At 66.2% G+C, this 26,194-nt stretch carries 28 protein-coding genes; 9 read left to right on the top strand and 19 right to left on the bottom strand.

What is annotated here, in order from left to right; genetic code table 11:
- Positions 1 to 48: 48 nt before the first annotated feature.
- Complete coding sequence (locus AC5RW2_RS11030) at positions 49 to 522, bottom strand: SRPBCC family protein (RefSeq protein WP_493962380.1); 474 nt, start codon at positions 520 to 522, stop codon at positions 49 to 51.
- A gap of 163 nt (positions 523 to 685) precedes the next feature.
- Here AC5RW2_RS11030 and AC5RW2_RS11025 point away from each other — a divergent pair, with 163 nt between their 5' ends.
- On the top strand, positions 686 to 1,123 hold the full coding sequence (locus AC5RW2_RS11025) for a VOC family protein (RefSeq protein WP_493962381.1): 438 nt from the start codon (positions 686 to 688) through the stop codon (positions 1,121 to 1,123).
- Positions 1,124 to 1,210: 87 nt separating this feature from the next.
- Here the strand turns inward: AC5RW2_RS11025 and AC5RW2_RS11020 are convergent, their stop codons facing one another.
- Positions 1,211 to 2,077, bottom strand: a complete 867-nt coding sequence (locus tag AC5RW2_RS11020; RefSeq protein ID WP_493962382.1) for a DUF2382 domain-containing protein — start codon at positions 2,075 to 2,077, stop codon at positions 1,211 to 1,213.
- 714 nt (positions 2,078 to 2,791) lie between these two features.
- Between AC5RW2_RS11020 and AC5RW2_RS11015 the strand changes: the two genes are divergently transcribed.
- The 3 genes from AC5RW2_RS11015 (at position 2,792) to AC5RW2_RS11005 (ending at position 5,903) form a co-directional block, all read left to right on the top strand.
- Complete coding sequence (locus tag AC5RW2_RS11015) at positions 2,792 to 3,730, top strand: 1,4-dihydroxy-2-naphthoyl-CoA synthase (protein ID WP_493962794.1); 939 nt, start codon at positions 2,792 to 2,794, stop codon at positions 3,728 to 3,730.
- A gap of 10 nt (positions 3,731 to 3,740) precedes the next feature.
- Positions 3,741 to 4,898 (top strand): AMP-binding protein, encoded by a 1,158-nt coding sequence (locus AC5RW2_RS11010; protein ID WP_493962383.1) that lies wholly within the window; start codon positions 3,741 to 3,743, stop codon positions 4,896 to 4,898.
- A 123-nt stretch (positions 4,899 to 5,021) separates the two neighbouring features.
- Complete coding sequence (locus tag AC5RW2_RS11005; RefSeq protein ID WP_493949321.1) at positions 5,022 to 5,903, top strand: 1,4-dihydroxy-2-naphthoate polyprenyltransferase; 882 nt, start codon at positions 5,022 to 5,024, stop codon at positions 5,901 to 5,903.
- A 68-nt stretch (positions 5,904 to 5,971) separates the two neighbouring features.
- Here AC5RW2_RS11005 and AC5RW2_RS11000 read toward each other — a convergent pair whose 3' ends face one another.
- Positions 5,972 to 6,352, bottom strand: coding sequence for a DUF4229 domain-containing protein (locus AC5RW2_RS11000; RefSeq protein WP_493962384.1), 381 nt, complete (start codon positions 6,350 to 6,352; stop codon positions 5,972 to 5,974).
- 86 nt (positions 6,353 to 6,438) lie between these two features.
- Here AC5RW2_RS11000 and AC5RW2_RS10995 point away from each other — a divergent pair, with 86 nt between their 5' ends.
- Positions 6,439 to 6,858 (top strand): PLD nuclease N-terminal domain-containing protein, encoded by a 420-nt coding sequence (locus tag AC5RW2_RS10995; RefSeq protein ID WP_493962385.1) that lies wholly within the window; start codon positions 6,439 to 6,441, stop codon positions 6,856 to 6,858.
- An 83-nt stretch (positions 6,859 to 6,941) separates the two neighbouring features.
- Here AC5RW2_RS10995 and ccsB read toward each other — a convergent pair whose 3' ends face one another.
- Genes ccsB through AC5RW2_RS10970 form a run of 5 tightly spaced genes read right to left on the bottom strand, consistent with a single transcriptional unit; the run spans position 6,942 to position 11,869 of the window.
- Positions 6,942 to 7,994, bottom strand: coding sequence for a c-type cytochrome biogenesis protein CcsB (ccsB, locus tag AC5RW2_RS10990; protein ID WP_493962386.1), 1,053 nt, complete (start codon positions 7,992 to 7,994; stop codon positions 6,942 to 6,944).
- Positions 7,995 to 8,008: 14 nt separating this feature from the next.
- Positions 8,009 to 9,748, bottom strand: a complete 1,740-nt coding sequence (resB, locus tag AC5RW2_RS10985) for a cytochrome c biogenesis protein ResB (protein ID WP_493962387.1) — start codon at positions 9,746 to 9,748, stop codon at positions 8,009 to 8,011.
- Positions 9,748 to 10,509, bottom strand: coding sequence for a cytochrome c biogenesis CcdA family protein (locus tag AC5RW2_RS10980; protein WP_493962795.1), 762 nt, complete (start codon positions 10,507 to 10,509; stop codon positions 9,748 to 9,750). Before AC5RW2_RS10980 ends, resB begins: the two co-directional genes overlap by 1 nt.
- Positions 10,510 to 10,538: 29 nt before the next feature.
- On the bottom strand, positions 10,539 to 11,153 hold the full coding sequence (locus AC5RW2_RS10975) for a TlpA family protein disulfide reductase (RefSeq protein WP_493962388.1): 615 nt from the start codon (positions 11,151 to 11,153) through the stop codon (positions 10,539 to 10,541).
- Between the two features lie 53 nt (positions 11,154 to 11,206).
- On the bottom strand, positions 11,207 to 11,869 hold the full coding sequence (locus tag AC5RW2_RS10970; RefSeq protein WP_493962389.1) for a histidine phosphatase family protein: 663 nt from the start codon (positions 11,867 to 11,869) through the stop codon (positions 11,207 to 11,209).
- A 212-nt stretch (positions 11,870 to 12,081) separates the two neighbouring features.
- Here AC5RW2_RS10970 and AC5RW2_RS10965 point away from each other — a divergent pair, with 212 nt between their 5' ends.
- The gene (locus AC5RW2_RS10965; RefSeq protein WP_493962390.1) at positions 12,082 to 12,894 is read left to right on the top strand and encodes a hypothetical protein; all 813 of its coding nucleotides are present in this window, start codon (positions 12,082 to 12,084) and stop codon (positions 12,892 to 12,894) included.
- A gap of 30 nt (positions 12,895 to 12,924) precedes the next feature.
- Here the strand turns inward: AC5RW2_RS10965 and AC5RW2_RS10960 are convergent, their stop codons facing one another.
- Positions 12,925 to 13,623 (bottom strand): redox-sensing transcriptional repressor Rex, encoded by a 699-nt coding sequence (locus tag AC5RW2_RS10960; RefSeq protein WP_493962391.1) that lies wholly within the window; start codon positions 13,621 to 13,623, stop codon positions 12,925 to 12,927.
- Positions 13,624 to 13,808: 185 nt separating this feature from the next.
- A complete protein-coding gene (locus AC5RW2_RS10955; protein WP_493962392.1) occupies positions 13,809 to 14,066 on the bottom strand; it encodes a glutaredoxin family protein in 258 nt (85 codons plus the stop codon).
- Positions 14,067 to 14,131: 65 nt separating this feature from the next.
- On the opposite strand from AC5RW2_RS10955, the gene AC5RW2_RS10950 reads away from it, so the two are divergent.
- Entirely contained in the window at positions 14,132 to 14,950 is an 819-nt protein-coding gene (locus AC5RW2_RS10950; RefSeq protein WP_493962393.1) for an HAD family hydrolase, read from the top strand.
- Positions 14,951 to 15,045: 95 nt separating this feature from the next.
- Here AC5RW2_RS10950 and AC5RW2_RS10945 read toward each other — a convergent pair whose 3' ends face one another.
- From AC5RW2_RS10945 to AC5RW2_RS10915, 7 genes are all read right to left on the bottom strand, one after another.
- A complete protein-coding gene (locus AC5RW2_RS10945; protein ID WP_003792170.1) occupies positions 15,046 to 15,144 on the bottom strand; it encodes a 30S ribosomal protein bS22 in 99 nt (32 codons plus the stop codon).
- Positions 15,145 to 15,303: 159 nt separating this feature from the next.
- The gene (locus AC5RW2_RS10940) at positions 15,304 to 15,516 is read right to left on the bottom strand and encodes a helix-turn-helix domain-containing protein (RefSeq protein WP_127512893.1); all 213 of its coding nucleotides are present in this window, start codon (positions 15,514 to 15,516) and stop codon (positions 15,304 to 15,306) included.
- A 127-nt stretch (positions 15,517 to 15,643) separates the two neighbouring features.
- Positions 15,644 to 16,837, bottom strand: coding sequence for a 3-deoxy-7-phosphoheptulonate synthase (locus AC5RW2_RS10935; protein ID WP_493962394.1), 1,194 nt, complete (start codon positions 16,835 to 16,837; stop codon positions 15,644 to 15,646).
- Between the two features lie 316 nt (positions 16,838 to 17,153).
- Complete coding sequence (locus tag AC5RW2_RS10930; RefSeq protein WP_493962395.1) at positions 17,154 to 18,035, bottom strand: N-acetylglucosamine kinase; 882 nt, start codon at positions 18,033 to 18,035, stop codon at positions 17,154 to 17,156.
- A gap of 102 nt (positions 18,036 to 18,137) precedes the next feature.
- On the bottom strand, positions 18,138 to 19,478 hold the full coding sequence (gene gdhA, locus AC5RW2_RS10925; RefSeq protein WP_493949308.1) for an NADP-specific glutamate dehydrogenase: 1,341 nt from the start codon (positions 19,476 to 19,478) through the stop codon (positions 18,138 to 18,140).
- A gap of 302 nt (positions 19,479 to 19,780) precedes the next feature.
- Positions 19,781 to 20,254 carry an ArsR/SmtB family transcription factor gene (locus AC5RW2_RS10920; RefSeq protein WP_493939119.1) on the bottom strand — a complete coding sequence of 158 codons (474 nt, stop codon included), beginning with the start codon at positions 20,252 to 20,254 and terminating at the stop codon, positions 19,781 to 19,783.
- Positions 20,255 to 20,373: 119 nt separating this feature from the next.
- Complete coding sequence (locus tag AC5RW2_RS10915) at positions 20,374 to 21,576, bottom strand: acetoin utilization protein AcuC (protein WP_493962396.1); 1,203 nt, start codon at positions 21,574 to 21,576, stop codon at positions 20,374 to 20,376.
- Between the two features lie 123 nt (positions 21,577 to 21,699).
- Between AC5RW2_RS10915 and AC5RW2_RS10910 the strand changes: the two genes are divergently transcribed.
- Both AC5RW2_RS10910 and AC5RW2_RS10905 read left to right on the top strand, forming a co-directional pair.
- A complete protein-coding gene (locus AC5RW2_RS10910; RefSeq protein ID WP_493949306.1) occupies positions 21,700 to 23,112 on the top strand; it encodes a TrkH family potassium uptake protein in 1,413 nt (470 codons plus the stop codon).
- Positions 23,113 to 23,152: 40 nt separating this feature from the next.
- The gene (locus tag AC5RW2_RS10905) at positions 23,153 to 23,791 is read left to right on the top strand and encodes a potassium channel family protein (protein ID WP_127512900.1); all 639 of its coding nucleotides are present in this window, start codon (positions 23,153 to 23,155) and stop codon (positions 23,789 to 23,791) included.
- Between the two features lie 41 nt (positions 23,792 to 23,832).
- Here the strand turns inward: AC5RW2_RS10905 and proC are convergent, their stop codons facing one another.
- Positions 23,833 to 24,693 carry a pyrroline-5-carboxylate reductase gene (gene proC / locus AC5RW2_RS10900; RefSeq protein WP_493962397.1) on the bottom strand — a complete coding sequence of 287 codons (861 nt, stop codon included), beginning with the start codon at positions 24,691 to 24,693 and terminating at the stop codon, positions 23,833 to 23,835.
- 379 nt (positions 24,694 to 25,072) lie between these two features.
- A complete protein-coding gene (locus AC5RW2_RS10895; protein ID WP_493962796.1) occupies positions 25,073 to 26,125 on the bottom strand; it encodes a Ppx/GppA phosphatase family protein in 1,053 nt (350 codons plus the stop codon).
- Positions 26,126 to 26,194: the final 69 nt, after the last annotated feature.

The following is a 26,194-nucleotide window of genomic DNA, read 5'->3' as shown; positions in this document are numbered from 1 at the left end:
CTATAAAGAATCCCACGCGGGTCTGAGCCGGTCAACTGATGACGGACTTCACGCTGCGGTTTGGTCACGGCCTTCGGCCTTGGCTGCGATCTCTGCCAGGTCTCTGGCCATCTGCTTGCGCGTAACACTCAGCCCCAGTTTCCCGAACAGCGCCAGCATCAGCTTCGCGAAAGTGCCGGGATTCTCCATCTCGGCACCAAAGAACATGGTCAGCCGGGTGCCGCCGTTTGCCGGCGCGAGCGTGAACCGCGTGGTGTAGTCGGCACCGTTGCAGTGCGCCTTGACTGTTGTGGATGTCGGCGCGTCCACATCCGCCACCCACATCTCCTCGGTGGCTTCCTTGCCCATCATCTTCCGGGTCTCACGCCACCGGTACCCTTCGGCATAGTCGCCGGGCGTCATGATCTCCACACGGGAGATGGAGCGTAGTGTCCGGGCGGAACCAGGAATATCGGTCAGGACGCGCCAGACTGCTTCGACCGGCGCGTTGACGTGCTGGACTAATTCAAGGTGGTGGCCCACGGTGGCTCTTTCATCGGGAGTCGTTGGTCTGCCAACAGCCTAGTGGAGAGCGGTGTGTCTTTGGGGAGCAGCTCACCCGCCGCGGGGACTCCTGGTTCCATTGAGGGCGCTTGCTGTCCGCGTTCCTCTACCGCAGACCGACGGGAGCCTTTACGCTCACGCCATGACGTACAACATCCAGATAGCGGTTGATAGCAAAGACGCGCATGCGCAAGCCGATTGGTGGGCGGAAACGCTGGGTTGGGCGGTGGAACCCACAGACCAGGACTTCATCACCAGCATGATCGAGCAGGGATTCGCCACCGACGCCGACACCATCGTGCACAACAACGTTCGCGTGTGGAAAGACGGAGCGGCGATCTGCCCGCCGGATCAAGTGGAGAGCCAGGCCAGGCAGCGGATTCTCTTCCAGCCGGTTCCGGAATTGAAATCGGTCAAGAACCGGATCCACTGGGACGTCCGTCTGGCCGGGGAGGACAAGGACCAGGTCCGGGCACGCCTGGAAGCCCGTGGCGCCACCTTTCTGTACTCCGAGGCGCAAGGCCCGCACGGCTGGCACACGATGGCCGACCCGGAAGGCAACGAGTTCTGTATTTCCTAGGGGGCTGCTGGACGGCGACGGGGCCCCAGGGGATAGATCCCCTGGGGCCCCGCGCCGTGACAGTCGCTGTGACAAGAGCCTGTCCGCTCAGCGGCGGTGGCGGCCCTGCGACTCATCATCGGCCTCGATTTCTTCCTTGCGCACGTCCGTGGAAACGGTTTCCTGCTCCGTGACGGTCTCTTTGTCGAGCCGGACGCGTTCAACCGGGACGGCTTCCTTCTCCACCACCGGCTGTTCCGCATGCAGGGTCACTTCGTGCTCAGCCTCGCTGATCTCTGGCCCGGCGAGCGCCTCGCCGCGGTTGGCGTCGGTAATCGGTTCACGCTCAAGGCGGACTTCTTCATGCTGGACCGGGACTGTGCGGGTGACGTTCTCGGTGACGACGTACTTGCGCAGCCTGGCCTTTCCGACTTCCTGGGATTCGGTGCCTACCCGCAGCCGCTCCTCCGAGCGGGTCATGGCGTCGTCGGCCCCTGCGCGGGTGGTGTCCCTATCCGTCATGCCGGTGGTACCGGCGGTGCCAGTCGTGTCGGCAATGCCAGCGGCATTGGCGGTGCCTGTGGTCCCGCCGACGCCGGTGTGGGCATTGCCGCCCGTTTCGCTGTAGCCAGCTGTGCCGGCGTGTCCCGCAGTGCCTGCGGCCAAGCCGTAGTGACGGTAGAGACGATTCTCCTCCTCCACCTCCAAATGTCCTTCCGGGTCCACCCGCGGGGCGTCCTTGATTTGGTCCTTGGTGTATGGCACGCGGAGGTCCCCGCCCTCGGCGGTGGCATTGTCGAGCGGGACAAAGCTTTCTGACATGCCGAACAGGCCGGTTTTGACCGTCGCCCAGCTCGGCTCGTCGGTCCGGTCGTCGAGGTAGAGTTCCCCGAGCGAACCGATCTTGTTTCCTTCGGAATCGATGACGTTGGCGCTGCTGCCGACCAGTTGGTCGAAACTATCCTTGGCGATCATTTCATCTCCTTTTTTGTTTCCACCTGCCACGGCTTCACCGGGGCGAGCACGCTCCCGGGGCACGGTTGTGCTGCCGGGTGCGATGATGGTTTTTATTGGCCTGCCGCACCCGCGGTAACGGGGAAGCAGACAGATCGATAGGCCGCCGGTGGGCTGGGGTCCCATACCCCAGCAGCTGCGACCCAGCCCTGCAGGAGGGCCGTCTCATCCCGGCCGCCGGTTCCTTCCGGACTTGCCCCCACTTAGTAGGCACGGACCGTACTAGGCAGGAACGAAATCCACTCTTGGCCTGGGACTTGCTGCAGGCCATTGAATATCCGGCCTTGGGAGAGGGCTCCCGGGCCGGGTGCTTCCACCACGGCGGCCGTTGTCCCCCGTCCTGAACCTAAAACGACGGCGGATGTCGCCGTGGCGTTTTGGTTGGCCATCATGGGTTTTCCTCCTGACTCGCCGGGACCCCAGCGTGTGCTGGGTACCTGGCTGAACGTCTTCGGAAGGTTGCTTACGTTGTAAGCAAAGCATGCTTAGCATTCCCCTGCAACCCCCCTCGGCCCAAAAATGTCGTGGAGAAGCCACCTCCGGATTCCCGGGCAGGTGACCGGCAGGAAGTCCTCGCACCCGCGAGGATAAACTCGAAGGGTGACTTCCGAGACCCCTACCCCAGCCAGTAGCACCACTTCCGCCAGCAGCACCGGCAGCCGGGCGGAGCCTGACCTGCCGGAGAAGGTTTCCGACCTCTTCGACCCGCAGCGTTGGCGGGTAGTGGACGGCTTCGATTTCCAGGACATGACCTACCACCGCCAGGTGGAGCGCGACGCCGACGGCACCGTGGTGCGGGACCTGCCCGCGGTGCGCATCGCGTTCAACCGTCCGGAGGTGCGCAATGCATTCCGCCCCGGAACCGTGGACGAGCTCTACCGGGCGATGGACCATGCACGGATGACCCCGGACGTCGCCACGGTGCTGCTGACCGGCAACGGTCCTTCCGTCAAGGACGGCGGCCATTCGTTCTGCTCGGGCGGCGACCAGCGGATCCGCGGCCGTGACGGTTACCGGTATGCCGACGGAGAAACGAAGGAGACCATCGATCCAGCCCGCGCCGGCCGGCTGCACATTCTGGAAGTCCAGCGGTTGATGCGCACCATGCCCAAGGTGGTCATCGCCGTCGTCAATGGCTGGGCAGCCGGCGGCGGACACTCGCTGCACGTGGTCTCCGACCTGACCATCGCCTCCCGCCAGCACGGCAAGTTCAAGCAGACCGACGCCACAGTGGGCAGCTTCGACGCGGGCTACGGGTCGGCCCTGCTGGCCCGGCAGATCGGGCAGAAAGCGGCGCGGGAGATCTTCTTCCTGGCCCGCGAATACTCTGCCGAGGACATGGTCCGCATGGGTGCGGTCAACGAGGCGGTGGACCACGAGCGTCTCGAAGAGGTGGCGCTGGAGTACGCCGCGGACATCGCCCGGCAGTCGCCGCAGGCCATCCGGATGCTGAAGTTTGCCTTCAACCTTGCCGACGACGGGCTTGCCGGCCAGCAGGTCTTCGCCGGTGAAGCCACCCGCCTGGCCTACATGACGGACGAGGCCGTCGAGGGCAAGGAAGCGTTCCTGGCCAAGCGCGATCCCGACTGGTCTTCGTACCCCTACTACTTCTAGGCTGGCCGGGATGGATATCCAGCCGGCACTGTCCGCGCTGACCGCAGCGCTGGGCGGTGACGGCCCCGCCGTCGAAATCGCAGCCGACGGAACCCCGCTGCCGGTGACTTCTCCAGGGCTGGTCCCGGAGACCGCCGCGATTGTCCGGACCTCGGGGTCCACCGGCACACCCAAGGCCACCATGCTGGGCATCGATGCGCTGGCAGCGTCGTCGATGGGCACGGCGCTCCGGCTGGGCGGCGAAGGCCAGTGGCTGCTGACGCTCGCACCCAACTACGTGGCCGGCCTGCAGGTGCTGGTCCGCTCGCTCTACGCGGGCACCCGGCCCTGGGCCATGGACCTGTCCCACGGTTTCACCCCGCAGTCGTTCACCGATGCTGCCGCCGCGCTGACCGACCGGTTCCGCATCACCTCACTGGTGCCCACCCAACTGCACCGGCTGCTCAGCTCCCCGGCGCCGGAAACGGTTAAGGCGCTGCGCCGCTTCGACGCGATCCTGCTGGGCGGGGCCCGGATGCCGGCGGCGCTGCGGACCGAAGCTGCCAAGCATTCCCTGAAGATCGTGCGCACCTACGGGATGAGCGAGACCTGCGGCGGCTGCGTGTACGACGGCGTGCCGCTTCCGGGCGTCAGGCTGCAGCTCGAAGAGGGCCGGGTGCTGATCGGCGGCGACGTGGTGGCCGGCGGCTACCTGGACAATCCGGAGCTGACCGCAGCGCACTTCAGCGAGTCCGGCGGCACGCGGTGGTTCCGCACCGAGGACCTGGGCGAGGTCGACGACGCCGGTGCGCTCACCGTGAGCGGGCGCGCGGACGATGTGCTGATCACCGGCGGCGTCAAGGTGTCGGCGGCTGCCGTCGCTGAGGCAATTGAAGGACTGCCGGAGGTACGTGCGGCATTGGTGGCGGGAATCGCGGATCCGGAGTGGGGCACCAAGGTGTGCGCCGCCGTCGTCGGCTCCGCCACAGCGGAGCAAATCCAGTCGCACGTACGCACGGCATTGGGGGGTCCGGCCGTCCCGCGGTACATCGTCCGCGTGGACGCGCTGCCGCAATTGTCCAATGGCAAACCGGACCGCCTGGCCGTGGCGGAGATGCTGCGCCGGTCGGCTGCGGAGGGTGCGCGGCACAGCGATCGGCAGGCAGGCCAGGAACCGCCACCATCGTGACTTCCGGCACTCCGGCTCCGCCTGCTGCACGGCCCACCGGGCGGCATGGGCGAGAATAGAACCTTGCTGCGGATGCCCGCAGCCCACGATGTACCAGTCCCCCACAGGTAAGGATCTTCCACAGTGGCTACTGCCGGGCAATGGCTCGAAGGGGCACGGCCCCGCACTCTTCCGATGTCGATGGCGCCGGTGATCATCGGCAGCGCGGCCGCCTACGAACTGGGTTCCTTCCAGCCGCTGCTTGCCCTGCTGGCTGCCCTGGTCGCGATCCTGTTCCAAGTGGGGGTGAACTACGCGAACGACTATTCGGACGGGGTCCGCGGGACCGACGACGTGCGCGTCGGTCCGCTGCGGCTGACCGGCTCCGGGCTGGCCACGCCGCAGGCGGTAAAGGCCGCCGCCTTCGGCAGCTTCGGGCTGGCCATGGTCGCCGGGCTGGCGCTGATCATCCTGTCCCAGACCTGGCCGCTGCTGCTGGTGGGCGTGGGCTGCGTGATTGCGGCCTGGGGGTATACCGGCGGCAACAACCCGTACGGATACCGCGGGTTGGGCGAGGTATACGTGTTCCTGTTCTTCGGCATCGTCGCCACCATGGGGACCACCTACACCCAGGCCCTGCAGGTCAGCTGGCCATCCTTCATCGGCGCCGTCGGTACCGGCCTCATCGCCACTGCCCTGCTGATGGCCAATAACGTCCGCGACATCCCCACTGACCGCGAGGTGGGGAAAATGACGCTGGCCGTCCGCATGGGCGACGAGGCCGCGCGGATCAGCTACGTCATGATGCTGGCCGTAGCCCTGCTGCTGCCGCTGCTTCTCATCTACGACTTCCCATGGATCCTACTGGTCCTGCTGCTGGTGCCGGCATGCCTCACCCCGAGCTGGCTGATGCTCAAGGGCAAAAAGCGGGAGAGCCTGATTCCGGTACTGAAGCAGACCGGCCTGATCAACCTGGGGTTCGCTGTCGCGTTCGGCCTGGGCCTGGTGCTCAGCGAGCTCATGTAGGCAGCTGCTGCGGGCCCCGGCCCGCAGTCAATGCCGCGTGGCGGAACCGGACCGGCTGCCGGGACGGGTCAGCGCTGGTCCTGCGACCGGGGTCCGTTCGGCTGCTGCTGTGCCGGATTCTGCTGCTGTACCGGCTCCGCCGGGGCACTCTTGGGCTTGCGGTCCGAATCCACCCGCAGCTCGCCGTGCTGGTCGACGGCGGAGTCCTCGGCCAGTGCGTCGGAGATCTCCGTTGAGGTGCGCGGTGCTGCCACGCCCTTGGAGAAACGGCTGGCGAGTGCCCGCCCGGCTTCATCCCGCATCTCGCGGAAGAACAGGTAGGTGATGCACCAGCCCATGACCGCAGCGGCCAGGGCGGAGTAGACGACGCCCAGCCTGAGGAACAGGCAGATAACAAAGATAACGGCCATGATGCCGAGCCGCAGGGCGCTGAATTTCCAAAAAGCCACGCCTTAAGTTTACGCTGCCCGCGAGATCGCCCGGACAGTCCAAGGTTTCCACGGTCCGCAGCGCGGTGCTCACCTACAATTAAGTCATGGTCCGTCTCTATATCCTGCTCGCGGTACTGGCTCTCGCAGTGGTGATCTATGCCCTGATCGAGTGCATCCGGTCCCGCGCCCATGAGGTGCGCAGTATCTCCAAAGCGGGATGGATCCTGACCATCATCTTGGTTCCGCTGATCGGGGCCCTCATGTGGTTCCTGTGGGGCCGCCCCCGCGCCGCGGGCCGGCAACCCCAGCAAGCGCCCCGCCCGGCAGCCCCGGACGATGACATTGCCTTCCTGCGCACGCTTGATGCACAGCGCCGCGCCAAACAGCGCGAAGAAGAACTGAACCGGCGTGAGCAGGAGCTGAAGAAGCGCGAAGACCGGCCGCACGGCAACCAGGACAAGCCCGCAACCCAGGACGGCCGGCAACAACTGAGCGAAGACGACCCGGACAACGGTCCGCGCTAGGCTGCCTGTTCCCGAAAACGTGGAAGGCCCGGTGCTCTGGAGGAATTCCAGAGCACCGGGCCTTCGCCGTTGGTTGCTGCTGTCTAGACCCCGGCGTAGCTGTGCAGGCCGGCGAAGAAGACGTTGACAATCGTGAAGTTGAAGACCACACAGAGGTAGCCGACGATCGACAGCCATGCGGCGCGGGTACCGGTCCAGCCACGGGTGGCGCGGGCGTGCAGGTAGCCGGCGTAGACCACCCAGATCACAAACGTCCAGACTTCCTTGGTGTCCCAGCCCCAGTAGCGGCCCCAGGCCTCTTCGGCCCAGATGGCGCCGAGCACCAGGGTGAAAGTCCAGAACACGAAGGACACGGCGTTAATCCGGTAGGCGGCGTTCTCCAGCGACAGCGCGGAGGGAACCAAGCGCATGAAGCCCAGCTTGTCCGCCTTGCCAGCGCGGCCGCGGGCCTCACGGTTGGCCTGGATCAGCTGCAGCACGGACATGGCGAAGGTCAGAGTGAACAGCGCGGACGCCAGCACCGCCACCGAGACGTGGATGATGATCCAGTAGCTCTGCAGGGCAGGGATCAGGTGGGCCACCGGCGTCGGGAATCCAATGGTGGCAGCGATCAGCATGATCACCACGAGCCCAATGACGAACGAGCCAAGGAAACGCAGGTCTTTACGGGTCAGGGCAATCAGGTAGACCACCGCCACCATCAGCGCGCCGGTGGTGCAGAATTCGTACATGTTGCCCCACGGCACCCGGTGCGCTGCCAGCCCGCGGGCGACCACACCGGCTGCCAGGATGACGGTTGCCAGCACGGTGAGGGCCACGCCGATCCGCGCGGCAGCGCGGCGTTCCTTGCCGTAGTTCATCGAGTCCGAGGCCATTTCGACGGCGTGCGCCTGGCTTCCGTTGCCACCGGCGGTCCGGCCCGCAGCGGAACCGGGGGTGGCTCCGGCTGCGCCGACCAGCACTGCCGAGTCCGCCGTGGCATGCTCGGCGGCCAGCCGGTCCTCGACTGCCTTGATGGTCTTGCTGGATGTAGCCAGGTCCCAGCAGAAGGCGATGAAGGCAACGGTGAACGTCATGGCACCGAGCAAGATGAACAGCTCGCTGTACTGGGCCAGTGTTTGGTCAATCGTGGGCATGGGAAGAGGTGTCCTTAGGAGTTGTCAACGCCGGCGGCGCTCTTGCTATTGTGCGCCTGTGGGGCGGCATCCGTCAGCCACTGGCTGCGGAGAAGTTTGCTGATGGTCGCTGCTTCAGGGGCCAGCCGGTGGTCTTCGCCGCGGGCCAGCAAGCCCCACTCCACCATGGTGCGTCCGTCGTCGTGGGTGCCGGCACGCACCCAGACGCGGCGTCGCCCGATGAACAATGAGGCGCCCAGCCCGGCCATCGCCAGCGAGGAGAAGACGAGTGCCCCGAGCTTGCCCGGGTCGTGATGGATGTCCAGCGCGGCGTAGCGCACCAGTCCGTCGAAGGTGATGCTGCCCATTCCGTTGGGCAGTTCCTTCGTCTCATACGCGGCAAGCTCGATGCCTCCGCTGTCCTGGTTGCGATCATTGAGCACGGTGAGGTTGCTGGTGTCCAGGACAAAGACGTTCTTCGGATCGCCGTTGTCCAGGCCCAGATCGCCGTAGTAGGAGTTCAGGTACAGCCGCGGATTCATCGGGTCCGGGTCGCTGCCGTAGGCCACGCCGTCGTCGCCCTCCATCGCCGTCGGCAGGAAAAAGCCCACGAAGCCCAGCTGCTCCGGCTTCGCGTCCGGCACCTTGATCACCATCGTTGAGGTGTAGGCGCCGTCGTTCGGAATGGCGACGACGGGACCCTGGTGGGCGATGTGGCCCTCGCCGTCCCGGATGGTCACCACGGGCGCGTATCCGTTGCCCATGAGGTAGACGTTGCTGCCGCCGATGGTCAGCGGGTGGTTGACCTTCAGGATTTGCCGCTCCGCGGGTGCCCCCGGCTTGTCGCGCACGGACATGGTGGCGGTGAAGTCCAGCGGCTGCCCGTAATGGGTCGTCGATTCGCGGTCGAACACCACCTCGAACTTGTCCAGCGTCAGGGAGAACGGGTCCAGCCGGTCCTCGGTGAAGCCGGTCCCCGGGTTGAAACTGTCATAGCCGATCAGCGAATTCACGAACGTTTCGCCCTCGACCAAAACCCGCTGTCCGGTGTAGCCGAACTGGCCGCCGACAGCCACGGAGACCAGCACGCCGATCAGCGAGGTGTGGAAGATCAGGTTCCCGATTTCCTTGGCGAAGCCGCGTTCGGCGCCGACGGAAGGCCGGTCGGTGTCCGCATCGCGCACGTCCACCCGGTAGCCGCGCCGCTTGAGCAGCCGGGCGGCCTCTTCAACCGCGGAACGAGCGGAGACGCCGGCCTCGGCGGGGACCGCCATGGAACCGTACTCGGGCAGCCGGGACAGCCGGCGCGGCGTCCGGGGCGGCTGTGACCGCATGGCCTTGTAGTGCTGGATGGCACGCGGGATGACGCAGCCAATCAGCGACAGGAACAGAAGCAGGTAAATGGCGGAGAACCACACCGAGGAGTACACGTCGAAGAGCTGGAAGCGGTCCAGCCATGGCCCCACCTCCGGATTGTCCGCGAGGTACTGGGTCACCACCGCGGGGTTGGCCGGGCGCTGCGGAAACAGTGAGCCCGGGACCGCGGCCACCGCCAGCAGCAGCAGCAGGAACAGCGCGGTCCGCATGCTGGTCAGCTGGGTCCAGGCCCAGCGCAGCATGCCGAGGAAGCCCAGTGCGGGAACGGCAACGTCGTCACGCTTGCGGTTGCGCTTGCGGTCGGCCTCGGCACGGCCTTTGCCGCCGGCACCCGGTCCGCCCGGTGCGGGCGCACCGGCGTCGTCAGGGCGCTGAGCGCCGTCGGGGGTCTGACTCATCAGATCGGGAGCCTCACTTCATTTGCAAACCAGTCCTGCAATTGCGTCACCCAGTCCCCCCAGAGCCCGGTGGCCATCAGCAGGCCCAAAACTACCAACATGGCTCCGCCCGCCCGCTGCAGGAACAGCCGGTGCTTGCGGAAGAACGCCATGGCCCCCATCCCCCGCCGCACACCGAGCGCGATCAGCAGGAACGGGATACCCAGGCCAAGGCAGTACACGAAGGCCAGGAAGGCGCCCTTCATTGCGTCCGCACCACCCGAGTACGCCAGTGCCTGGACCGCGGAGAACGTGGGGCCGATGCACGGCGCCCAGCCGAGCCCGAACGTCATGCCGAGCACCGGGGCACCCCACAGCCCCGCCGGTGGACGGGATTGGATTTTGCGGTCCCGCTGGAAGAAGGACAGTCCGCCCATGAAAATAATGCCCATCACCACGACGACGACGCCCAGCAGCTGGGTAATCCAGCCGGCGTCGCTGCCCTTCAGCCAAGCACCTAGCTGGCCGAAGACCGCCCCGATGAACACGAAGACGATGGAAAAGCCGAGCACGAACAACCCGATGCCGGCGAACATCCGGCCGCGGCGCTGGCGTTCCAGGTCCACGCCGGTCAGACCGGTGACATAGCCCATGTAGCCGGGAACCAGCGGCAACACACACGGGGACAGGAAGGAGACCAAACCGGCCAACATGGCTACGGGGATGGCCAGCAGCACGGAACCATTCAGCACCGTGTCGCCAAAGGCGCCCCCCAAGGTCATCGGCAGCGAGGCCGTCGCCCATCCCACGGCTACGCGGCCACTGCGTCTTTGATCAGGGCCTTGAGCGTGCCCTTGTCCGCCACGCCCAGGATCCGGGCGGCGACTCGGCCGTCCTTGTCCAGCACCAGCGTGGTGGGGACAGCTTGGGGCGGCACATAGGAAGTCATGGCCAGCAGGATGCCGCCGTCCTTGTCCATGAAGCTCGGGTAGGTGATGCCGAAGTTGCGCTCAAAGGCCTCGGCTGTGGGCCGCTCGTCCCGGATGTTGACGCCGTAGAACTGAGCACCGTCGGCGAACTCCTCGCTGAGGGCCTGCAGGTCCGGGGCTTCCAGCCGGCAGGGCGCACAGGAGGCGTACCAGAAGTTCAGCACCGTGACCTTGCCGGCCCAGTCGGCTGCATTGACGGACGTGCCGTCGAAGAGCTTGGCAGTCAATAGCACTGGTTCGCCGCGGGAACCGGGCGCGTACTCGGTCACCGACCCGTCGCCGGCGATGTAGTTCTTGTTGTCTCCCGCGTTGGCCTGCTGGGCCAGCGGGTCCTCAACCGAACAGGCGGCCAGCGACAAGGCACCAAGCAGCCCCGCACCGGCTTTGAACACGGTACGGCGGGTAAACGAACGGGGATTATCGGCAGTCACAGTCACACTCTTCTTTGTGGGTTGAGGTCATCCCACTTCTACAACGCGTAGTAATTCTATTATGCTCCCGGCAAGTTCGCCGCACCGGGGAGCAAATCGGCGCAGGGCTCGGCGTAACGGACCGCGCTGAGGCGCCCGCCGTCGAACTCAAGAGAGGTCACCGACGCCAGCGTGCACTGCCGGCGGCGGGGATCATGCCAGAGCGGTTTGCCCTCGCTGGCCAGCCGGGTGACCCAGATGGGGAGCTGGTGGCTGACCAGGATCGCTTCGGCCCCCGGGCCGCCGAGTTCGACGGCCTGACGCCGGGCGTCACTGATGGCTTCACGCATTCGGGCGACCTGCGCCGCGTACGGCTCCCCCCAGGACGGCCGGAATGGATTGTAAAGGCGCCGCCAATACCGCGGCTCGCGCAGGTGTGAGCGGATGTCGGCGAGGCCCTCAAAGTGGTTCTCGGCTTCGATGATCCGCTCGTCCGTGACAATCTCGAGCCCGAGCGCCTGCGCGGTGGGCCCGGCGGTCTCCTGCGCCCGGGTCAGCGGCGAAGCCACGAGGTAACTGATCGTGGCACCGTCCTTCCGACGCTCCGAGAAGTAGTCTGCGGCACGCCGGGCCATTTCCTGCCCCAACTCAGACAGTCGGAAGCTCGGCAGTCTGCCATAAAGCACACGGTCGGGGTTGTAGACCTCGCCGTGGCGGAGCAGGTGGACAATGGCTTCGGGCATGGTTACAAGTGTCTCAAACCGGACGTGTATGCCCAAAAGCCCGTACCGCCCGGCCGCCTCCCGGAGAATGGCCCGCGGGCGGCCTGAAAATCATCCTTGAGGGCGACCGACACCGCACGGACCTGCATTGTAGTGTTGCAGTAACAGCTGCCAAGCGCCTCGGCGGCCGGGCTAGACCCGGCCCGTCTGGATGAGATGAAAAGGATCCGGCCATGAGCACCCCACAGAACGAACCGAACACGCCCGGTGACGGGGAAGGCCGGCCCAACGGTCAGGAACAGCCCCGGTACGGACAGAATTTGCCGCAGTACGGCCAAAATGCTCCGCAGCAGCCCGGCTTCGACCAGCCGCAGTACGGACAAAACGCCCCCCAGTACGGACAGGGCCAGCCGCAGTACGGGCAAAACGCCCCGCAGTACGGCCAGCAGCCCTACGGCCAGGGCCAGCAGGGCCAGTCTCCGTACGGCCAGCAGTACGGCCAGCAGCCGTACGGTTACCAGAACGCTGTGCCCGGTCAGTACGGCTACCCGAGCGGCCAGCCGCAGGCTGGCGCCAAGCCGACACGGCCGCGCGAGGTGGTCATCGCTTTCTGGCTCATCATCGCGGCGGCGGCGATGACCGCCATCGAGATGCTGACCGAACTGTCGAACCTGGACGGCACCATGGCAGCGGTGCTCAAGGACCCGTCAGTGCGTGAAGCCCTCGGCGAGCAGGGCGGCCAATTCTCCGACGCTGAGCTGTCGCAGATGATGAGCGGCACGGCGGGAGTGATCATCGTTATCACCGCGGTGATCGCCGTCGGGCTGTACCTGCTGGTGGCCTTCGGCGTGAAGGCCGGCAAGAACTGGGCCCGGATCACCGGCACCGTGTTTGCCGCGCTCTCGCTGCTTGGGCTCTTCAACGTCTGGTTCGGCACGTTGTCTGTGCTGCTGGGCATCGCGGCGATCGTTCTGCTGTTCCTGCCGGCGTCGAACCAGTTCTTCCAGGCCACTAAGGCCCACAAGTACGGCATCTACGGCCGCTAAGCCAGTACGCAGCCGGCTGCACCACGCCGGCTAATGACGGGCGCTGGACTCGGAGTTGTTCTCCGTCTCCTGCGCCCGTTGTGCGTGGTAGGCCAGGATCTGCAGTTCGGTGGCCATGTCCACCTTGCGCAGCTGCACGGACGGCGGCACCTGGAGCACCACCGGCGCGAAACTGAGGATGCTCATGACTCCGGCTGCGACCAGCCGGTCGCAGAGTCCTTGGGCCACGCCGGCGGGCACCGCCATGACCGCCATATTGGCCTCGGTCTGCAGCAGGACGGATTCGAGCTCGGTGATGGGACTGACGCGCAGCCCGGCCACCTCCGACCCGACGACGGACGGGTCCGCGTCGAAGAGCGCCACGACACCGAACCCCTTGGTGGTGAAACCGGAGTAGCCGGCCAGCGCCCTGCCCAGGTTGCCGACGCCGACGATGGCGACTTTCCACTCATGCATCAGGCCCAAGGCGGCCGATATCTCCTGGCTGACCAGGCGTACGTCGTAGCCCACACCGCGGGTGCCAAAAGACCCCAAGTAGGACAGGTCCTTGCGCAAGGTGGGCGGGCTAACCCCGGCGGATTCGGCCAACTGCTCGGACGATATGCGCTCGGTGCCACCGGCCATCAGCGAATTCAGCACCCGGAGGTAGACGGTCAGGCGTGCGAGCGCAGCCGGCGGGATCTCCTGGCCGGAAGGCTTGGCTGCCTCTATATCCGGGAGGTGGGTCACTGTTCTCGCTCCGATGCCTGCTGCGGGCTCCGGCCGGGCTGTCTCCAGCCGGTCCGGATCCTGGCTGCCCCGGCGGTTGTCCGACCGTGGGCTGGTGTCCCCTTAGATTAAGCTCCGCCGCGCCGGACTCCAACTTGGATGACGCCGGGGGCAATCGTCCTATTGCGTGAGCAGGCGGCGCAAACTTATTGCGTGAGCAGGCGGCGCAAACGCTGGGCATCAATGTGCCAAAAGTCCCGCTGCACGCCGTCGATCATGACCACCGGGATCTCTTCGGCAAAGCGGCGCGAGAGCTCCGGGTCTTCCATGATGTTTTTTTCCTCCCAGGACACCCCGAGTTCCCCGGCAACGCTGCCCACCGTCTCCCGCGCTGCCTGGCACAGATGGCAGCCTGGTTTCGTCAGCAGCACCAGTTCGTGGCTGCGGCGCTCGGATCCGTTCATACCTTCCACGGTAGCCGCCGGCGGCAGTGAACAGGGAATCCCCTCGGCCTCGTTAGACTCGACGTATGCCCAAGTCCGCCGCCGGCCATGCACAGCGAGCCTCGGTTTCCGCCGATCCGGGGACGGAGGCGGCATTTTTCGACGTCGACAACACGTTGATGCGCGGTGCCAGCCTGTTCCATGTGGCCCGCAAGATGTACCAGCGGGGCGCCTTCCGGGTACGCGACGCTGCCAGCTTCGGTTTCAAGCAGGCACGGTTCCTGATGCGCGGGGAAAACTTGAAGGACATCCAGTCCATCCGGGACACGGCATTGGCCTTGGCCACCGGCCTGTTGAGCGACGACGTCAAGCAACTGGGCGACGAGGTCTACGACGAAGTGATTGCCTCCAAGATCTGGCCCGGCACCCGCGCCTTGGCGGACCAGCACCTGCGCGTGGGCCGGAAAGTCTGGCTGGTTACGGCCACGCCGGTGGAGGTTGCCGCCGTGATTGCGGACCGGCTGGGCCTGACCGGCGCTTTGGGCACGGTCGGCGAAATCGAGGACGGGGCATACACCGGACGGCTCGTCGGGGACATCCTTCACGGACCGGCCAAAGCCGTTGCGGTCGAAGAGCTGGCTGCCCGGCAGGGCCTCGACTTGGCGCGCTGCTGGGCCTACAGCGACTCGTACAACGATGTCCCGCTGCTGACACTGGTGGGCAATCCGGTGGCCATTAATCCGGATGCTCGGCTGCGCCGGCACGCCCGCGAAAAGAACTGGCCTGTCTACGATTTCCGCAGCGGACGCCGCGCGGCCACCCTGGGCCTCAAGGCCGCCACCGGCGCGGGTGCCCTCTACGGACTCTGGCGCGGCGTGAGCAAATACCGCCGGACCGCAGCCTAAGCGCCAAGCCGCCACCAGACAGCAAAGGCATTAAACGCACACGGTCCGCCAGTTTCCTGACGGACCGTGGAAGAAAAGGGAACCGGCTAGCGGTCCTACTTCTTGTTGCGGCGCTGGTGGCGGGTCTTGCGAAGCAGTTTGCGGTGCTTCTTCTTGGCCATACGCTTGCGGCGCTTCTTAATAACTGAACCCACGAGTCCCTCATTCACTGATAGTTTCCGCGCTGCCGGTGCCCGGCCGGGCACACGCCAACTTACGGTTTTCCGACGATGACGTAAAACGTTCCTTAACAGGGTACAGCTTCCGCGAACCCGTCTTTGACCGCCGGACGCCGCGGCATCGGTACCCGGGCGTCAGGCGGTGCCGGTTTCCCGGTCGATCACCGCGCCGCGCAGGTACTCCTCCACGGCCGACTCGGGCACCCGGTAGGAACGTCCGAAGCGCACAGCGGGCATTTCTCCCGAATGCACCAGGCGGTAAACGGTCATCTTGGACACGCGCATGACTGCGGCCACTTCCGACACCGTCAAGAAGCGCACATTCGAGAAGTTGTTCTCGTCAGCCATTTCGCACTGTTCCTTTACTGTAAGCAACGACGACGGCGTGCCGCCTTGCCCCGCCCCAAACCTTCTTCCTAGATACTTTAGAGGCAGTTGTGGCGAAAGTGAAAGCGGCCACTGTAGCTTAAGGTATTTATTGCTGCACGGTCCGCGCCTGCGGTGCGGCGCATGCTCCACGATGTCGGGACGCCGCGGCCAGCTGCGCCAGCACATCGGCCGTGACATCCCACTCCATGCAGGCGTCTGTCACGCTCTGTCCGTAGACCAGCCCGGCCCCGTCAGCGTTTTCAGACACGTCCATTTTCTGTGCTCCGCCCACCAGGAAGCTCTCCAGCATGATGCCGGCGATGGCGCTGCCGCCGGCCTCCAGTTGCGCCGCGATCTCCAGTGCCACCTCGGCCTGGCGGTGGTGGCTCTTGCCGCTGTTGGCGTGGCTGGCATCCACGATCAGCCGCGGATTCAGGCCCGCATCCGCCAGCGCTTCGGAGGCCGCGGCAACCTGGTCGGCGCCGTAGTTCGGGCCGCTCTTGCCGCCGCGCAAAATCAAATGGGTGTCCGGGTTCCCGTTGGTGGCCACGAGCGCCGCCCGTCCCTCCCCGTCGATCCCCAGGAAGGTCTGTGCCGCGGACGCTGCCTGGCCGGCATCCAGGGCCACTTGCAGTCCGCCGTCGGTTCCATTCTTGAAGCCCACCGGCATGGACAGGCCGGACACCAACTGGCGGTGGATCTGGCTCTCCGTGGTCCGCGCACCGATCGCGCCCCAGCTGACCAGGTCCGCCAGGTACTGCGGGCTGATCGGTTCCAGGAATTCGGTGGCCACCGGCAGGCCCAGCTCCGCCACCTCCAGCAGGAACGTCCGTGCCAGCCGCAGTCCGGCCGCAATATCGTGCGAGCCATCCAGCCGGGGGTCGTTGACCAGGCCCTTCCAGCCCACCGTGGTACGCGGCTTCTCGAAGTAGGTGCGCATCGCTATCAGCAGCTCTCCGCGGTGTTCCCGCGCCACCTTCGCCAGCCGGCGAGCGTAGTCCAGTCCGGCCACGGTGTCGTGGATGGAGCACGGACCCACGATGACCAGCAGCCGGTTGTCCACGCCGTCCATGACCGCGCGAATTTCTTCCCGGCCCCGGGCGACGACGACGGCGGCTTCAGCGGTCAGCGGCTGCTCCGCCATGAGTTCCATGGGCGACGGCAGCGGCTTGAAGCTGCTCACCCGCAGGTTGTTGGTGCAGCGCGGCGCGGTGGATCCCCCGGCCCCGGCGACCGTACCCAGTGCCGTGGCATCGGACGGCGCGGCCGCTTCCACAAGGTGGTTGGCAGGTGCATTCATGGTCGGTGTCCCGTCTGTTGGTGGCGGGACCTGAAGATTCAGAACCCGCCGGAGAAATGGCGAAGGGCAGAGAATCATCTCTGCCCTGTTGGCTCTGAAGGTCGGTATGCGTACGCGCTAAGCGGTTACGTCGGGCCCCTCCAGAGCCAACGCAAAATACGCATACCAACGAGTAGTCATACCGGCACTGTACGCCGTAGCCGCCGGAGCCGGAAAACCGGCCGCCGCGACATGACCGATTGTGACGACGGCGGCACGGGCCTCCACGGAACGATTGACCTGCGGTTCCCGTCCGCGATACTCGGCCGGAAGTTTGCTAGGCCAGCCCCGCCAGGACATCGATGCCGAAGACCGGCTCCCGGTCCAGCGGTCGGATGTCGGTGATGCCGTGCGGCTCCAGCGCCGCAGCTACCGCCTGCTGGAAGCGCCGAACGTTGGCTCCCAGCCCGCCGCCAAGAACCACGGGCCCGGTGAAGCCGAGCCGGTCTGCCACCAGCCGGATCTGGCCGGCCAGGTCGGCCGCGGCCCGATCAACGATCCTCCCAGCCGACGGCTCGCAGTCTCCGGCGGCGGCCACCACTACCCGGGACTTGCCCGCCCAGAACCGCCGGCCGGTCTGCGGCGAATGGAACAGCGCTATCAGGTCCACCGGTTTCCGCAGTCCGCAGTCGGCCAGCAGCAGCTCCGTCAGCCGGTCCGGCGGCAGCCCGGCATCCAGCCGGGAGAGTGCATGCCGGACCGCTTCGCGGCCGAGCCAGTAGCCGCTTCCTTCGTCTCCCAGCAGGTGCCCCCAACCACCGGCGCGGGCTTCCTCGCCGGCCGCGTTGATGCCCCAGACGGATGAGCCGGTGCCGGCCACCACGCCGATGCCCGTGCTTCGGCGTCCGGCGGCCAGGATCAGGCGGGTGTCGTGGACAACATGGATGGCCGCCCCGGGTGCCAGCGGGGCGACCAGCGCGCGCAGCGCCTCGGCGTCGCCCTCGGTGTCGATTCCGCCGGCGCCGGCGTAGACCGCAGAGACGTCGGCTGCGCCGAGCGCGCCGAACACCTCGGACAAGGCAGTTGCGGCCTGAGCCGGGCTGGTGTTCTGAACGTTGGCACTGCCCGCTGTCGCTTCGGCGGTCACCCGGCCGTCCTCCAGCCGGATACCGTGCGTCTTGCTGCCGCCGATATCCAGCCCGATCAGTGTCTGCACCATGGACCGAGCTTACAGTTCCGGCCCGGACACCTTAACGACGACGGTGCCCGCCTGAGGGGCGGGCACCGTCGTCGTAAGGTGGGCTCTGCTGGGTCAGCGGGCCTAGATGAGCCCCTGCGCCAGCATGGCGTCGGCAACCTTCTTGAAACCGGAGATGTTGGCGCCGGCCACATAGTTGCCGGGCATGCCGTACTTGTCGGCGGTCTCGGCGCAGCGGTCGTGGATGCCCACCATGATGTCGGTCAGGCGTTGTTCGGTGTACTCGAAGCTCCACGCGTCGCGGCTGGCATTCTGCTGCATCTCCAGCGCGGAGGTGGCCACGCCGCCGGCATTGGCTGCCTTGCCCGGACCGAACAGCACCTTCGCGTCCTGGAAGATGGAGGCAGCCTCACTGGTGCAGGGCATGTTGGCCCCTTCGGCGACGGCGATCAGGCCGGCTTCCACCAAGCGGCGCGCGGCCTTGTCGTCCAGTTCGTTCTGCGTCGCGCAGGGCAGCGCCACGGTGCAATCGACATCCCAGACGTTGCCCTCGGACACGTAGCGGACGGACCCGCCGCGGCGCTCGGCGTAGTCGGAGATGCGGCCGCGCTCAACTACCTTGATCTGGCGCAACAGTTCGACGTCGATGCCGGCCTCGTCCACCACGTAGCCGCCGGAGTCGGAGGCCGTGAGCACCTTGGCACCGAGCTCCTGGGCCTTTTCGATGGCGTTGATCGCCACGTTGCCGGAACCGGAAATCACCACGCGCTGGCCGTCGAAGCTCTGGCCCCGGGTCTTGAGCATCTCCTGGGTGAACAGCACGGCGCCGTACCCGGTGGCTTCGGGCCGGACCAGCGAGCCGCCCCAGCCGGTGCCCTTGCCGGTGAGGACGCCGGACTCGTAGCGGTTGGTGATGCGCTTGTACTGGCCGAACAGGTAGCCGATCTCGCGGGTGCCCACGCCCATGTCGCCGGCGGGAACGTCGGTGTATTCGCCGATGTGGCGGTACAGCTCGGTCATGAAGGACTGGCAGAAGCGCATCACTTCGTTGTCCGAACGGCCGCGCGGGTCGAAGTCGGAGCCGCCCTTGCCGCCGCCAATCGGCATGCCGGTCAGGGCGTTCTTGAAGATCTGCTCGAAGCCCAGGAATTTGACGATGCCCAGGTATACCGACGGGTGGAAGCGCAGCCCGCCCTTGTACGGGCCCAGTGCGGAGTTGAACTCGACGCGGAAGCCGCGGTTGATCTGGACGTTGCCGGCGTCGTCCATCCACGGGACCCGGAAGATGATCTGGCGCTCGGGCTCGCAGATGCGCTGCAAGATGGCGGCATCGGTGTATTCGGGGTGCCGGGCGGAGAGCGGCTCCAGGGTGTCAAAGACTTCGTTGACGGCCTGGTGGAATTCCGTTTCGCCTGGGTTGCGGCGGAAAACTTCGTCGCGGACTTCAAGCAGATGGGCATCCATGGGTGCGTCCCTTCCCTAGCTGACGTATTGGGGCACTCGACTTGCTTCAGGCCCTCACAAAGAAAACCACACGGAGGCGGGAACGAAGAAACACATCTGACATATCGCCGAATCGCCCCGTAACGCCCGACTGGGGGTGCAGCTGGCAGTTCCGGGACAAAAACGCTGGCAGTTCCGCGCCCCGCCGCCACTCGCGTGAGACGAAACAGGCCGATTGTCATGCCCCAGTGGACGAGAGCTGCGCAGACCCAATGTGCCAGTGATCACTGGACATCGGCCTTGCCGTGCGGAACGGGGCCGGCTCAGCCGCGGCGTCGGCGCGGCAGTTTGGGCAGGTGCGCAAAAAGGTCCGCAGCCTTGGTTGTTGCCTTGTTGGCGGCTTGGCCGAGCGACCGGCTGAGGTTGGCTGGAACCGGGACCTCCAGGCTGCGCCCCGACACTGCGTGGCCCGGCTCTTGAGGAGCAACGACGGCCGCCGCCACCGCTGGTGCCACCGGTTCGGCCGCCGGCAGCACATCGACCCCGAAACCGACGATCCATTCGGCCACATCCTGCAGCGGCCCGGTTCGCAGCGAGTAGTAACGCTTCTGCCCCTGCGCGCGCATCGACACCAGGCCGGCCTCGCGCAGCACCTTCAGATGCTTGGATACGGTCGGCTGGCTGACTTCGAGTTCTTCAACCAGCTCGCCGACCGCTTTATCTCCGCTGCGAAGCGAACCGAGTATGTCCCGGCGCGTACCTTCAGCAATTACTGCAAAGACGTCATCGATGGCCATTCCATTACCCTAATCGCATATATGCCCGGCAGGCACCCCCGGCGGCTGTCCGGAAGGCGGGAGCGGCGAAATCGTTACACCAAGCCGGACGGAGGCACCGTGGCCGGTGAGGGAACAGCTCAGTCGAACCAGGGATCGAGGCCGTGGTACGGGAAGATTTCCTTGCGGGTCGCCATCACGGTGCGGTCCACGCTGTCGTTCGGGTCAGAGCCGACTTCCCACGAACGCCACCACAGGTCGGCGTCGTCGCCCATATACAGCGGCGCCTGCTGGCCGTACCGGACTTCCACGTATTCGTGCCAGGACTGCGGCACCTCGCTGTGCAACGGGATGGGCCGGCCGGAAACAATGGCCAGCATGTGTGTCCAGGACCGCGGGACCACGTTGAAGACGTCGTAGCCGCCGCCGCCGGTGGCAATCCACCGGTCGCCGGCGACTTCGCGGGCCAGATCGGCCAGGTCCAGCATCATTTGCCGCTGTGCGTCGATGCTCAGGCGCAGGCTGCTCAGCATGTCGCGGGCATGGTTGTCGCACCCATGCTGGCTGACGATCACTTCAGGTGCGAAGGCCCTGACCAGCTGCGGGACCACCGCATGGAAGGCGCGCAGGAAGGCTGCATCACCGGTGCGGGGCGGAAGGGACACGTTCACCGAGCTGCCCAGCGCCTCCGGGCCACCGCTTTCGTTGGCAAAGCCCGTTCCGGGAAACAGGTGAGTGCCGGTCTCGTGCAGGGAGATGGTCAGCACCCGCGGGTCGTTGTAGAAAATCGACTGCACGCCATCGCCGTGGTGGGCGTCAACGTCCACATAGGCAACCCGCTGCACGCCGCCGTCCAGTAGGTGCTGGATGGCCACCGCTAAGTCGTTGTAAATGCAAAAGCCGCTGGCCTTGCCGCGCGCCGCATGGTGCATACCGCCGGCAAAGTTGACCGCATGGAGCGCCGACCCGTCCAAAATGGCGGCCGCCGACTGCAGCGAGGCCCCCGCAATCCGGGCACTGGCGGCATGCATGCCTTGGAACACCGGGTCATCTTCGGTGCCCAGCCCACGCTCTTCGTCCACTGCCGTCGGGTCGTCGCTGACCGCCTTTACCGCGGCAACATAGGCCGGGTCGTGGACGGTTTCCAGCTCGGCGTCGCCGGCGATCTCGGCAGCGGCCAAGGTGACGTTCGGCCGGTGGAAGATGGCGTATTCGTCAGCCAGCCGTGCGGTCAGCTCCAACCGGATCGGCGACATGGGATGGTGTGTCCCGAAGTTGTAAGCCAGGAGGGAGTCGCTCCACACCGCCAGAGTGGGAACCGCGGGAACTGGGGTAGCTGACATCACAGACAGGCTACGCGAAACCGCTGCCCGGCACGCATTCGTCCCGCCCCTGCGCGGTTAATTGATGATTTACTACTGCAAGGAACACATCAGCGATTTCGGAGCCGGACAGAAGCGATCGGAATGACCAGACAGCAGCCGTCGTGGCTGGCCGAGCGGGAGCACGGACGATTCTGGCTCCTGCGCACGCTCCGTGACTTCGTGGACAGCGTTGCCAACAGCTCGCCGGCGCGGCTGGCGCTGATCGTCTACGTGGCCGTGATCCTGGTCTTCACCGGACTGCTGTCCCTGCCCGCCGCCTCCCGGGACGGGCAAATCACCCCGCTGTACGACGCCTTCTTCACCGCGGTCTCCGCCGTCTGTGTCACCGGGCTGACGGTGGTTTCCACCGCCGTGCACTGGACTTTCCTGGGCCAGGCCGTGATCCTGCTGGCCATCTTCATCGGCGGTTTGGGCACCCTGACGTTGGCCTCGCTGCTGGCACTCATGGTCAGCAAGCGGCTGGGCGTCCGTGGCAAGCTGATCGCCCAGTCAGCCATGAGCAACGCCGGGCGTCTGGGCGAGGTCGGCACGCTGCTGCGGATTGTGATTACCACTTCGGTGATCATCGAAGTGATTCTGGCCCTGATACTGTTCCCTCGCTTCCTGATGCTTGGCGAATCCTTTCCCCAGGCCGCGTGGCACGGCGTCTTCTACGCCATTTCGTCCTTCAACAATGCCGGTTTCACCCCGCACACCGATGGTTTGGTCCCCTACGAAACGGACGAGTGGATCCTTATCCCGCTGATGGTGGGCGGGTTCCTGGGCAGCCTCGGCTTCCCCGTGGTCATGGTGCTGCTGGAGCGTGGCGCGCGGTTCAAGAACTGGAACCTGCACACCAAGCTCACCGTCGAGGTGTCGCTGATTCTGCTGGTCGTCGGCGCCCTGGTGTGGGGAGCCTTGGAGTGGGGCAATCCGGAGACGATTGGCGGCATGACGGTCTGGGACAAGGTCCTCCACGCCACGTTCGCCTCCGTCATGACCCGCTCGCTCGGCTTCAACCTGGTGGACATGAACAACCTGGAACCGACCACCATGCTGTTCTCCGACGCACTGATGTTCGCCGGCGGCGGTTCCGCGTCGACCGCCGGCGGCATCAAGGTCACGACCATCGCCATCGTGTTCCTGGCCATCGTCGCCGAGGCCCGCGGCGACCGGGATGTGAAGATCCACGGCCGGACCATCCCGGAAGGCGCCATGCGGGTCGCCATCTCGGTGATCGTCATGGGTGCCACGTTCGTGGCCGGGGCGGCCGGACTGCTGCTGGCCCTCACCGGCGACAGCCTGGACCGGGTGCTCTTCGAAGTCATCTCCGCGTTCGCCACCTGCGGCCTGAGCACCGGACTGAGTGCCGAGCTGCCGCCAGAAGGCAAATACGTGCTCTGCGCGCTGATGTTCGCGGGCCGCGTCGGCACCATCACGCTGGCCGCCGCGCTGGCGCTGCGCGAACGGCGCCAACTGTTCCACTATCCAGAAGAGAGGCCGATCATTGGCTGACAAGTCCGCATCGTACAAACGCCCCGCCCACAACGCGCCCGTGCTGGTCGTCGGACTGGGCCGCTTCGGCGCGTCCACCGCTGAACAGCTGGTCAGGCAGGGCCGCGAGGTGCTGGCGATCGAACGGGACCCGGCCCTGGTGCAAAAGTGGTCGGGCCAGCTGACCCACGTGGTGGAGGCGGACGCTACGAACATCGACGCGCTGCGCCAGCTCGGCGCCCAAGAGTTCAGCGCAGCCGTGGTCGGAGTCGGCACGTCGATCGAATCCTCGGTGCTGATCACCGTGAACCTGGTGGACCTAGGCATTGAACATCTTTGGGTCAAGGCCATCACGCCGTCGCACGGCAAAATCCTCTCCCGCATCGGCGCCAACCATGTGATCTATCCGGAGGCCGACGCAGGCCGGCGCGCCGCCCACCTGGTGGGCGGCCGGATGCTGGACTTCATCGAGTTTGACGACGGTTTCGCCATCGTGAAGATGTACCCGCCGAAGGAAACCCAGGGCTTCACGCTGGGTGAGTCACAGGTGCGCTCCAAGTACGGCGTAACGGTGGTGGGGGTGAAGTCTCCGGGCGAAGACTTCACCTATGCGCGGCCGGAAACCAAGGTGTCCAGCCGGGACATGCTGATTGTCTCCGGCCACGTGGACCTGCTGGAGCGCTTCGCCGCCCGTCCCTGACGCAGCCGCGGACCGGCTGGCTGGCTTACAGCTGAAGCAGCTCAGGCGAGTTCGCGGGACAGTTCGGCCGCCCGTTCCGCAGCGGCCGCTGCGCCACGCGCAATGATTTTTGGCAACCCGGCCTCATCGAAAGCGGCGATGGCCCGCTCGGTGGTGCCGTTGGGACTGGTGACATTGCGGCGCAGGACCGCCGGGTCGGCGTCCGGTTCCGCCAGCATGATGCCTGCCCCTGCCACCGTTTCGCGGGCCAGCGTCATGGACAGCTCCGGATCCAGGCCCAGCTCCACCCCGGCAGCGGCCATTGCCTCGGCCAGGTAGAACGCGTAGGCGGGACCGGACCCGCTGACCGCGGACACGGCGTCCAGTTGGTCCTCCGGAACGACGACGACGGTGCCGGCTCCGGCGAACACCTCACGGGCGGCGTTCAGCTGGGGATCGGTCACCTGGCTGCCGGCCGAGATGCCGACGGCGCCGCGGCGGACCTTCAGCGGCGTATTGGGCATGCTGCGGACCAGCGGCTGGCCTTCCGGCAGTGCCGCTTCCATGGTGGCAATAGTGATTGCCGCCGCCACGGAGACCACCACCGTCGTCGGATCCAAGGACGGGCCAATGCTGCGGCACAGCTCAGCAATACCCACCGGCTTGACACCCAGTACCGCGACGTCGGCGCCTTGCACAGCGGTGGCATTGGCCCCGGCGTCGTCGTGTTCCGCCAGCACCGTCAGGCCCGGATAGCGGTTACGCAGCTCCTCCGCCCGCTCGCTGCGGCGTACCGTCGCCGTCACGTTCTCCGCCGGTGTCCCGGAAGCGAGCAGGCCCACGAGGATGGCTTCACTCATGGAGCCGCAACCCAGGAAGGCGGTGCGGCGGGTGGCGGGCGTTCCAGTGGCTTCAGCAGTCATGTCTGCCATTGAATCACGCGGACCTGCCCCGGCCGCACCGGGCGGTTTTCCCTGACTTCGGGCGACTGACGGGCAGCAAAACAACTCACAGCTGCTTTTCAGGTAGTTAAGGGGGTTATCTCAACTTCGTCCTCTAATGTCTGTAAGACCTCATCAAGGTGCGAGTGATGATGGACCGGATCTGCTGGTCCGGTCCGGGCGCCGGCGAACAGCGGTTGACTCCCCCAACCGACCGCAATGTTCGCCGGCGCCGCCATTTAAGCGGCGAACGCCCTAACGTCGTTCCCCCTCGGCGCCGCTGAGCCTCACACAGGGGCCGCGCTATTCCAGACCCGCCGCCGGCAACAGCGGGCTGACGCCCCTCGCTGGCTCCTCCGCGTCACCGGCCGGTTTTTAACCCGCCGGCAGGGCTGGAGTGGCTTCCCACCGTCTCGATAGCCGGGGCTGGCTCCACCGCCTTTTGCACCAGCATGGTGCCCACCGGGCTGACCGGCGCTTCACTGTCGAAGAGCAGGTGGTCGAACCGTTTGAGGATCAGGCCTTCGCGCAGCGCCCAAGGGCAGATCTGCAACGTCTCGATCCGGAACATTTCCATTGCAGCTTCGGCAACCATCGCACCCGCCAGCAACTGCGGCGCCCGTACCACCGAAACCCCGGGCAGATTCACCCGGTCGCTGACCGGCATGGCAGCCAGTCTTCGGGCCCACAGGGACAAGTCAGTCCGGTGCAGTTCGCGCCGCACGTAGGGGCCGGCCGCCGAGGGGGCGGCTCCAGCGATCCTGGCCAGCGAGCGGAAGGTCTTGGACGTGCCCACCACCATGTCCGGGCGGCCCAAAGCGGCGAACTCCGCCACAGCGGGAGCCAAGGTGTCACGGATGTGGCCGTGCAGCGCCTTGATGCTCTTCACGCTCGGCGGGTCCTCGGGTAGCCATTGCCTGGTCAGCCGGCCAGCGCCCAGCGGAACCGACACGGCCAGATCGGGCTGTTCGTCATGTCCCATCGCCATTTCGAAGGAGCCGCCGCCAATATCCAGGTCCAGAACCGTGCCCGAACCCCAGCCGTACCAGCGGCGGACCGCCACCAGGGTCATGCCGGCCTCTTCCGGGCCGGTCAGCTCCTGCAGCGTGACATTGGCTTCCGCCTTGACCCGGTCCAGCACAGCCCGGCCGTTGCCGGCCTCGCGGATGGCCGATGTGCAGAAGGCCAGCATGTCTTCTGCGCGGTGCTGCCCGGCGAAGCGCCAGGCCTCCCGCACGAAACCGATGAGTTCCTGCTGGCCTTCCTCAGTGATGTTGCCGTCGGCGTCCAAGTAAGCCACCAGCGACAACGGCCGCTTGTGCGAAGCGAAGGGCACCGGACGGGCACCGGGGTGGGCATCCACCAACAGCAAATGCACAGTGTTGGAACCGATGTCGAGAACGCCCAAACGCATTCTCATATTATGCAGCGCCTTCGCCCAAGCGCCGCAAATCGGACCCGGCTCCGGCAGCCCAGGCTGCCG

The organism is Arthrobacter sp. B0316-1-20 (genome assembly GCF_059091865.1).
This window is presented reverse-complemented; position numbering and strand designations above follow the sequence as displayed.

Excerpts from the sequence above, each read along its gene's own strand:
- AC5RW2_RS10950 (WP_493962393.1), top strand. The coding sequence starts at position 14,132 with ATGCCCAAGTCCGCCGCCGGCCATGCACAGCGAGCCTCGGTTTCCGCC.
- AC5RW2_RS10920 (WP_493939119.1), bottom strand. The coding sequence starts at position 20,254 with ATGGCCATCGATGACGTCTTTGCAGTAATTGCTGAAGGTACGCGCCGG.
- gdhA (WP_493949308.1), bottom strand. The coding sequence starts at position 19,478 with ATGGATGCCCATCTGCTTGAAGTCCGCGACGAAGTTTTCCGCCGCAAC.
- AC5RW2_RS10895 (WP_493962796.1), bottom strand. The coding sequence starts at position 26,125 with ATGCGTTTGGGCGTTCTCGACATCGGTTCCAACACTGTGCATTTGCTG.
- AC5RW2_RS10955 (WP_493962392.1), bottom strand. The coding sequence starts at position 14,066 with ATGAACGGATCCGAGCGCCGCAGCCACGAACTGGTGCTGCTGACGAAA.
- AC5RW2_RS11010 (WP_493962383.1), top strand. The coding sequence starts at position 3,741 with ATGGATATCCAGCCGGCACTGTCCGCGCTGACCGCAGCGCTGGGCGGT.
- AC5RW2_RS11025 (WP_493962381.1), top strand. The coding sequence starts at position 686 with ATGACGTACAACATCCAGATAGCGGTTGATAGCAAAGACGCGCATGCG.
- proC (WP_493962397.1), bottom strand. The coding sequence starts at position 24,693 with ATGACTGCTGAAGCCACTGGAACGCCCGCCACCCGCCGCACCGCCTTC.
- ccsB (WP_493962386.1), bottom strand. The coding sequence starts at position 7,994 with ATGCCCACGATTGACCAAACACTGGCCCAGTACAGCGAGCTGTTCATC.
- AC5RW2_RS10930 (WP_493962395.1), bottom strand. The coding sequence starts at position 18,035 with ATGGTGCAGACACTGATCGGGCTGGATATCGGCGGCAGCAAGACGCAC.
- AC5RW2_RS11020 (WP_493962382.1), bottom strand. The coding sequence starts at position 2,077 with ATGATCGCCAAGGATAGTTTCGACCAACTGGTCGGCAGCAGCGCCAAC.
- AC5RW2_RS10935 (WP_493962394.1), bottom strand. The coding sequence starts at position 16,837 with ATGAATGCACCTGCCAACCACCTTGTGGAAGCGGCCGCGCCGTCCGAT.
- resB (WP_493962387.1), bottom strand. The coding sequence starts at position 9,748 with ATGAGTCAGACCCCCGACGGCGCTCAGCGCCCTGACGACGCCGGTGCG.
- AC5RW2_RS10970 (WP_493962389.1), bottom strand. The coding sequence starts at position 11,869 with ATGCCCGAAGCCATTGTCCACCTGCTCCGCCACGGCGAGGTCTACAAC.
- AC5RW2_RS10995 (WP_493962385.1), top strand. The coding sequence starts at position 6,439 with ATGGTCCGTCTCTATATCCTGCTCGCGGTACTGGCTCTCGCAGTGGTG.
- AC5RW2_RS10940 (WP_127512893.1), bottom strand. The coding sequence starts at position 15,516 with ATGGCTGACGAGAACAACTTCTCGAATGTGCGCTTCTTGACGGTGTCG.
- AC5RW2_RS10915 (WP_493962396.1), bottom strand. The coding sequence starts at position 21,576 with ATGTCAGCTACCCCAGTTCCCGCGGTTCCCACTCTGGCGGTGTGGAGC.
- AC5RW2_RS10910 (WP_493949306.1), top strand. The coding sequence starts at position 21,700 with ATGACCAGACAGCAGCCGTCGTGGCTGGCCGAGCGGGAGCACGGACGA.
- AC5RW2_RS10965 (WP_493962390.1), top strand. The coding sequence starts at position 12,082 with ATGAGCACCCCACAGAACGAACCGAACACGCCCGGTGACGGGGAAGGC.
- AC5RW2_RS10980 (WP_493962795.1), bottom strand. The coding sequence starts at position 10,509 with ATGACCTTGGGGGGCGCCTTTGGCGACACGGTGCTGAATGGTTCCGTG.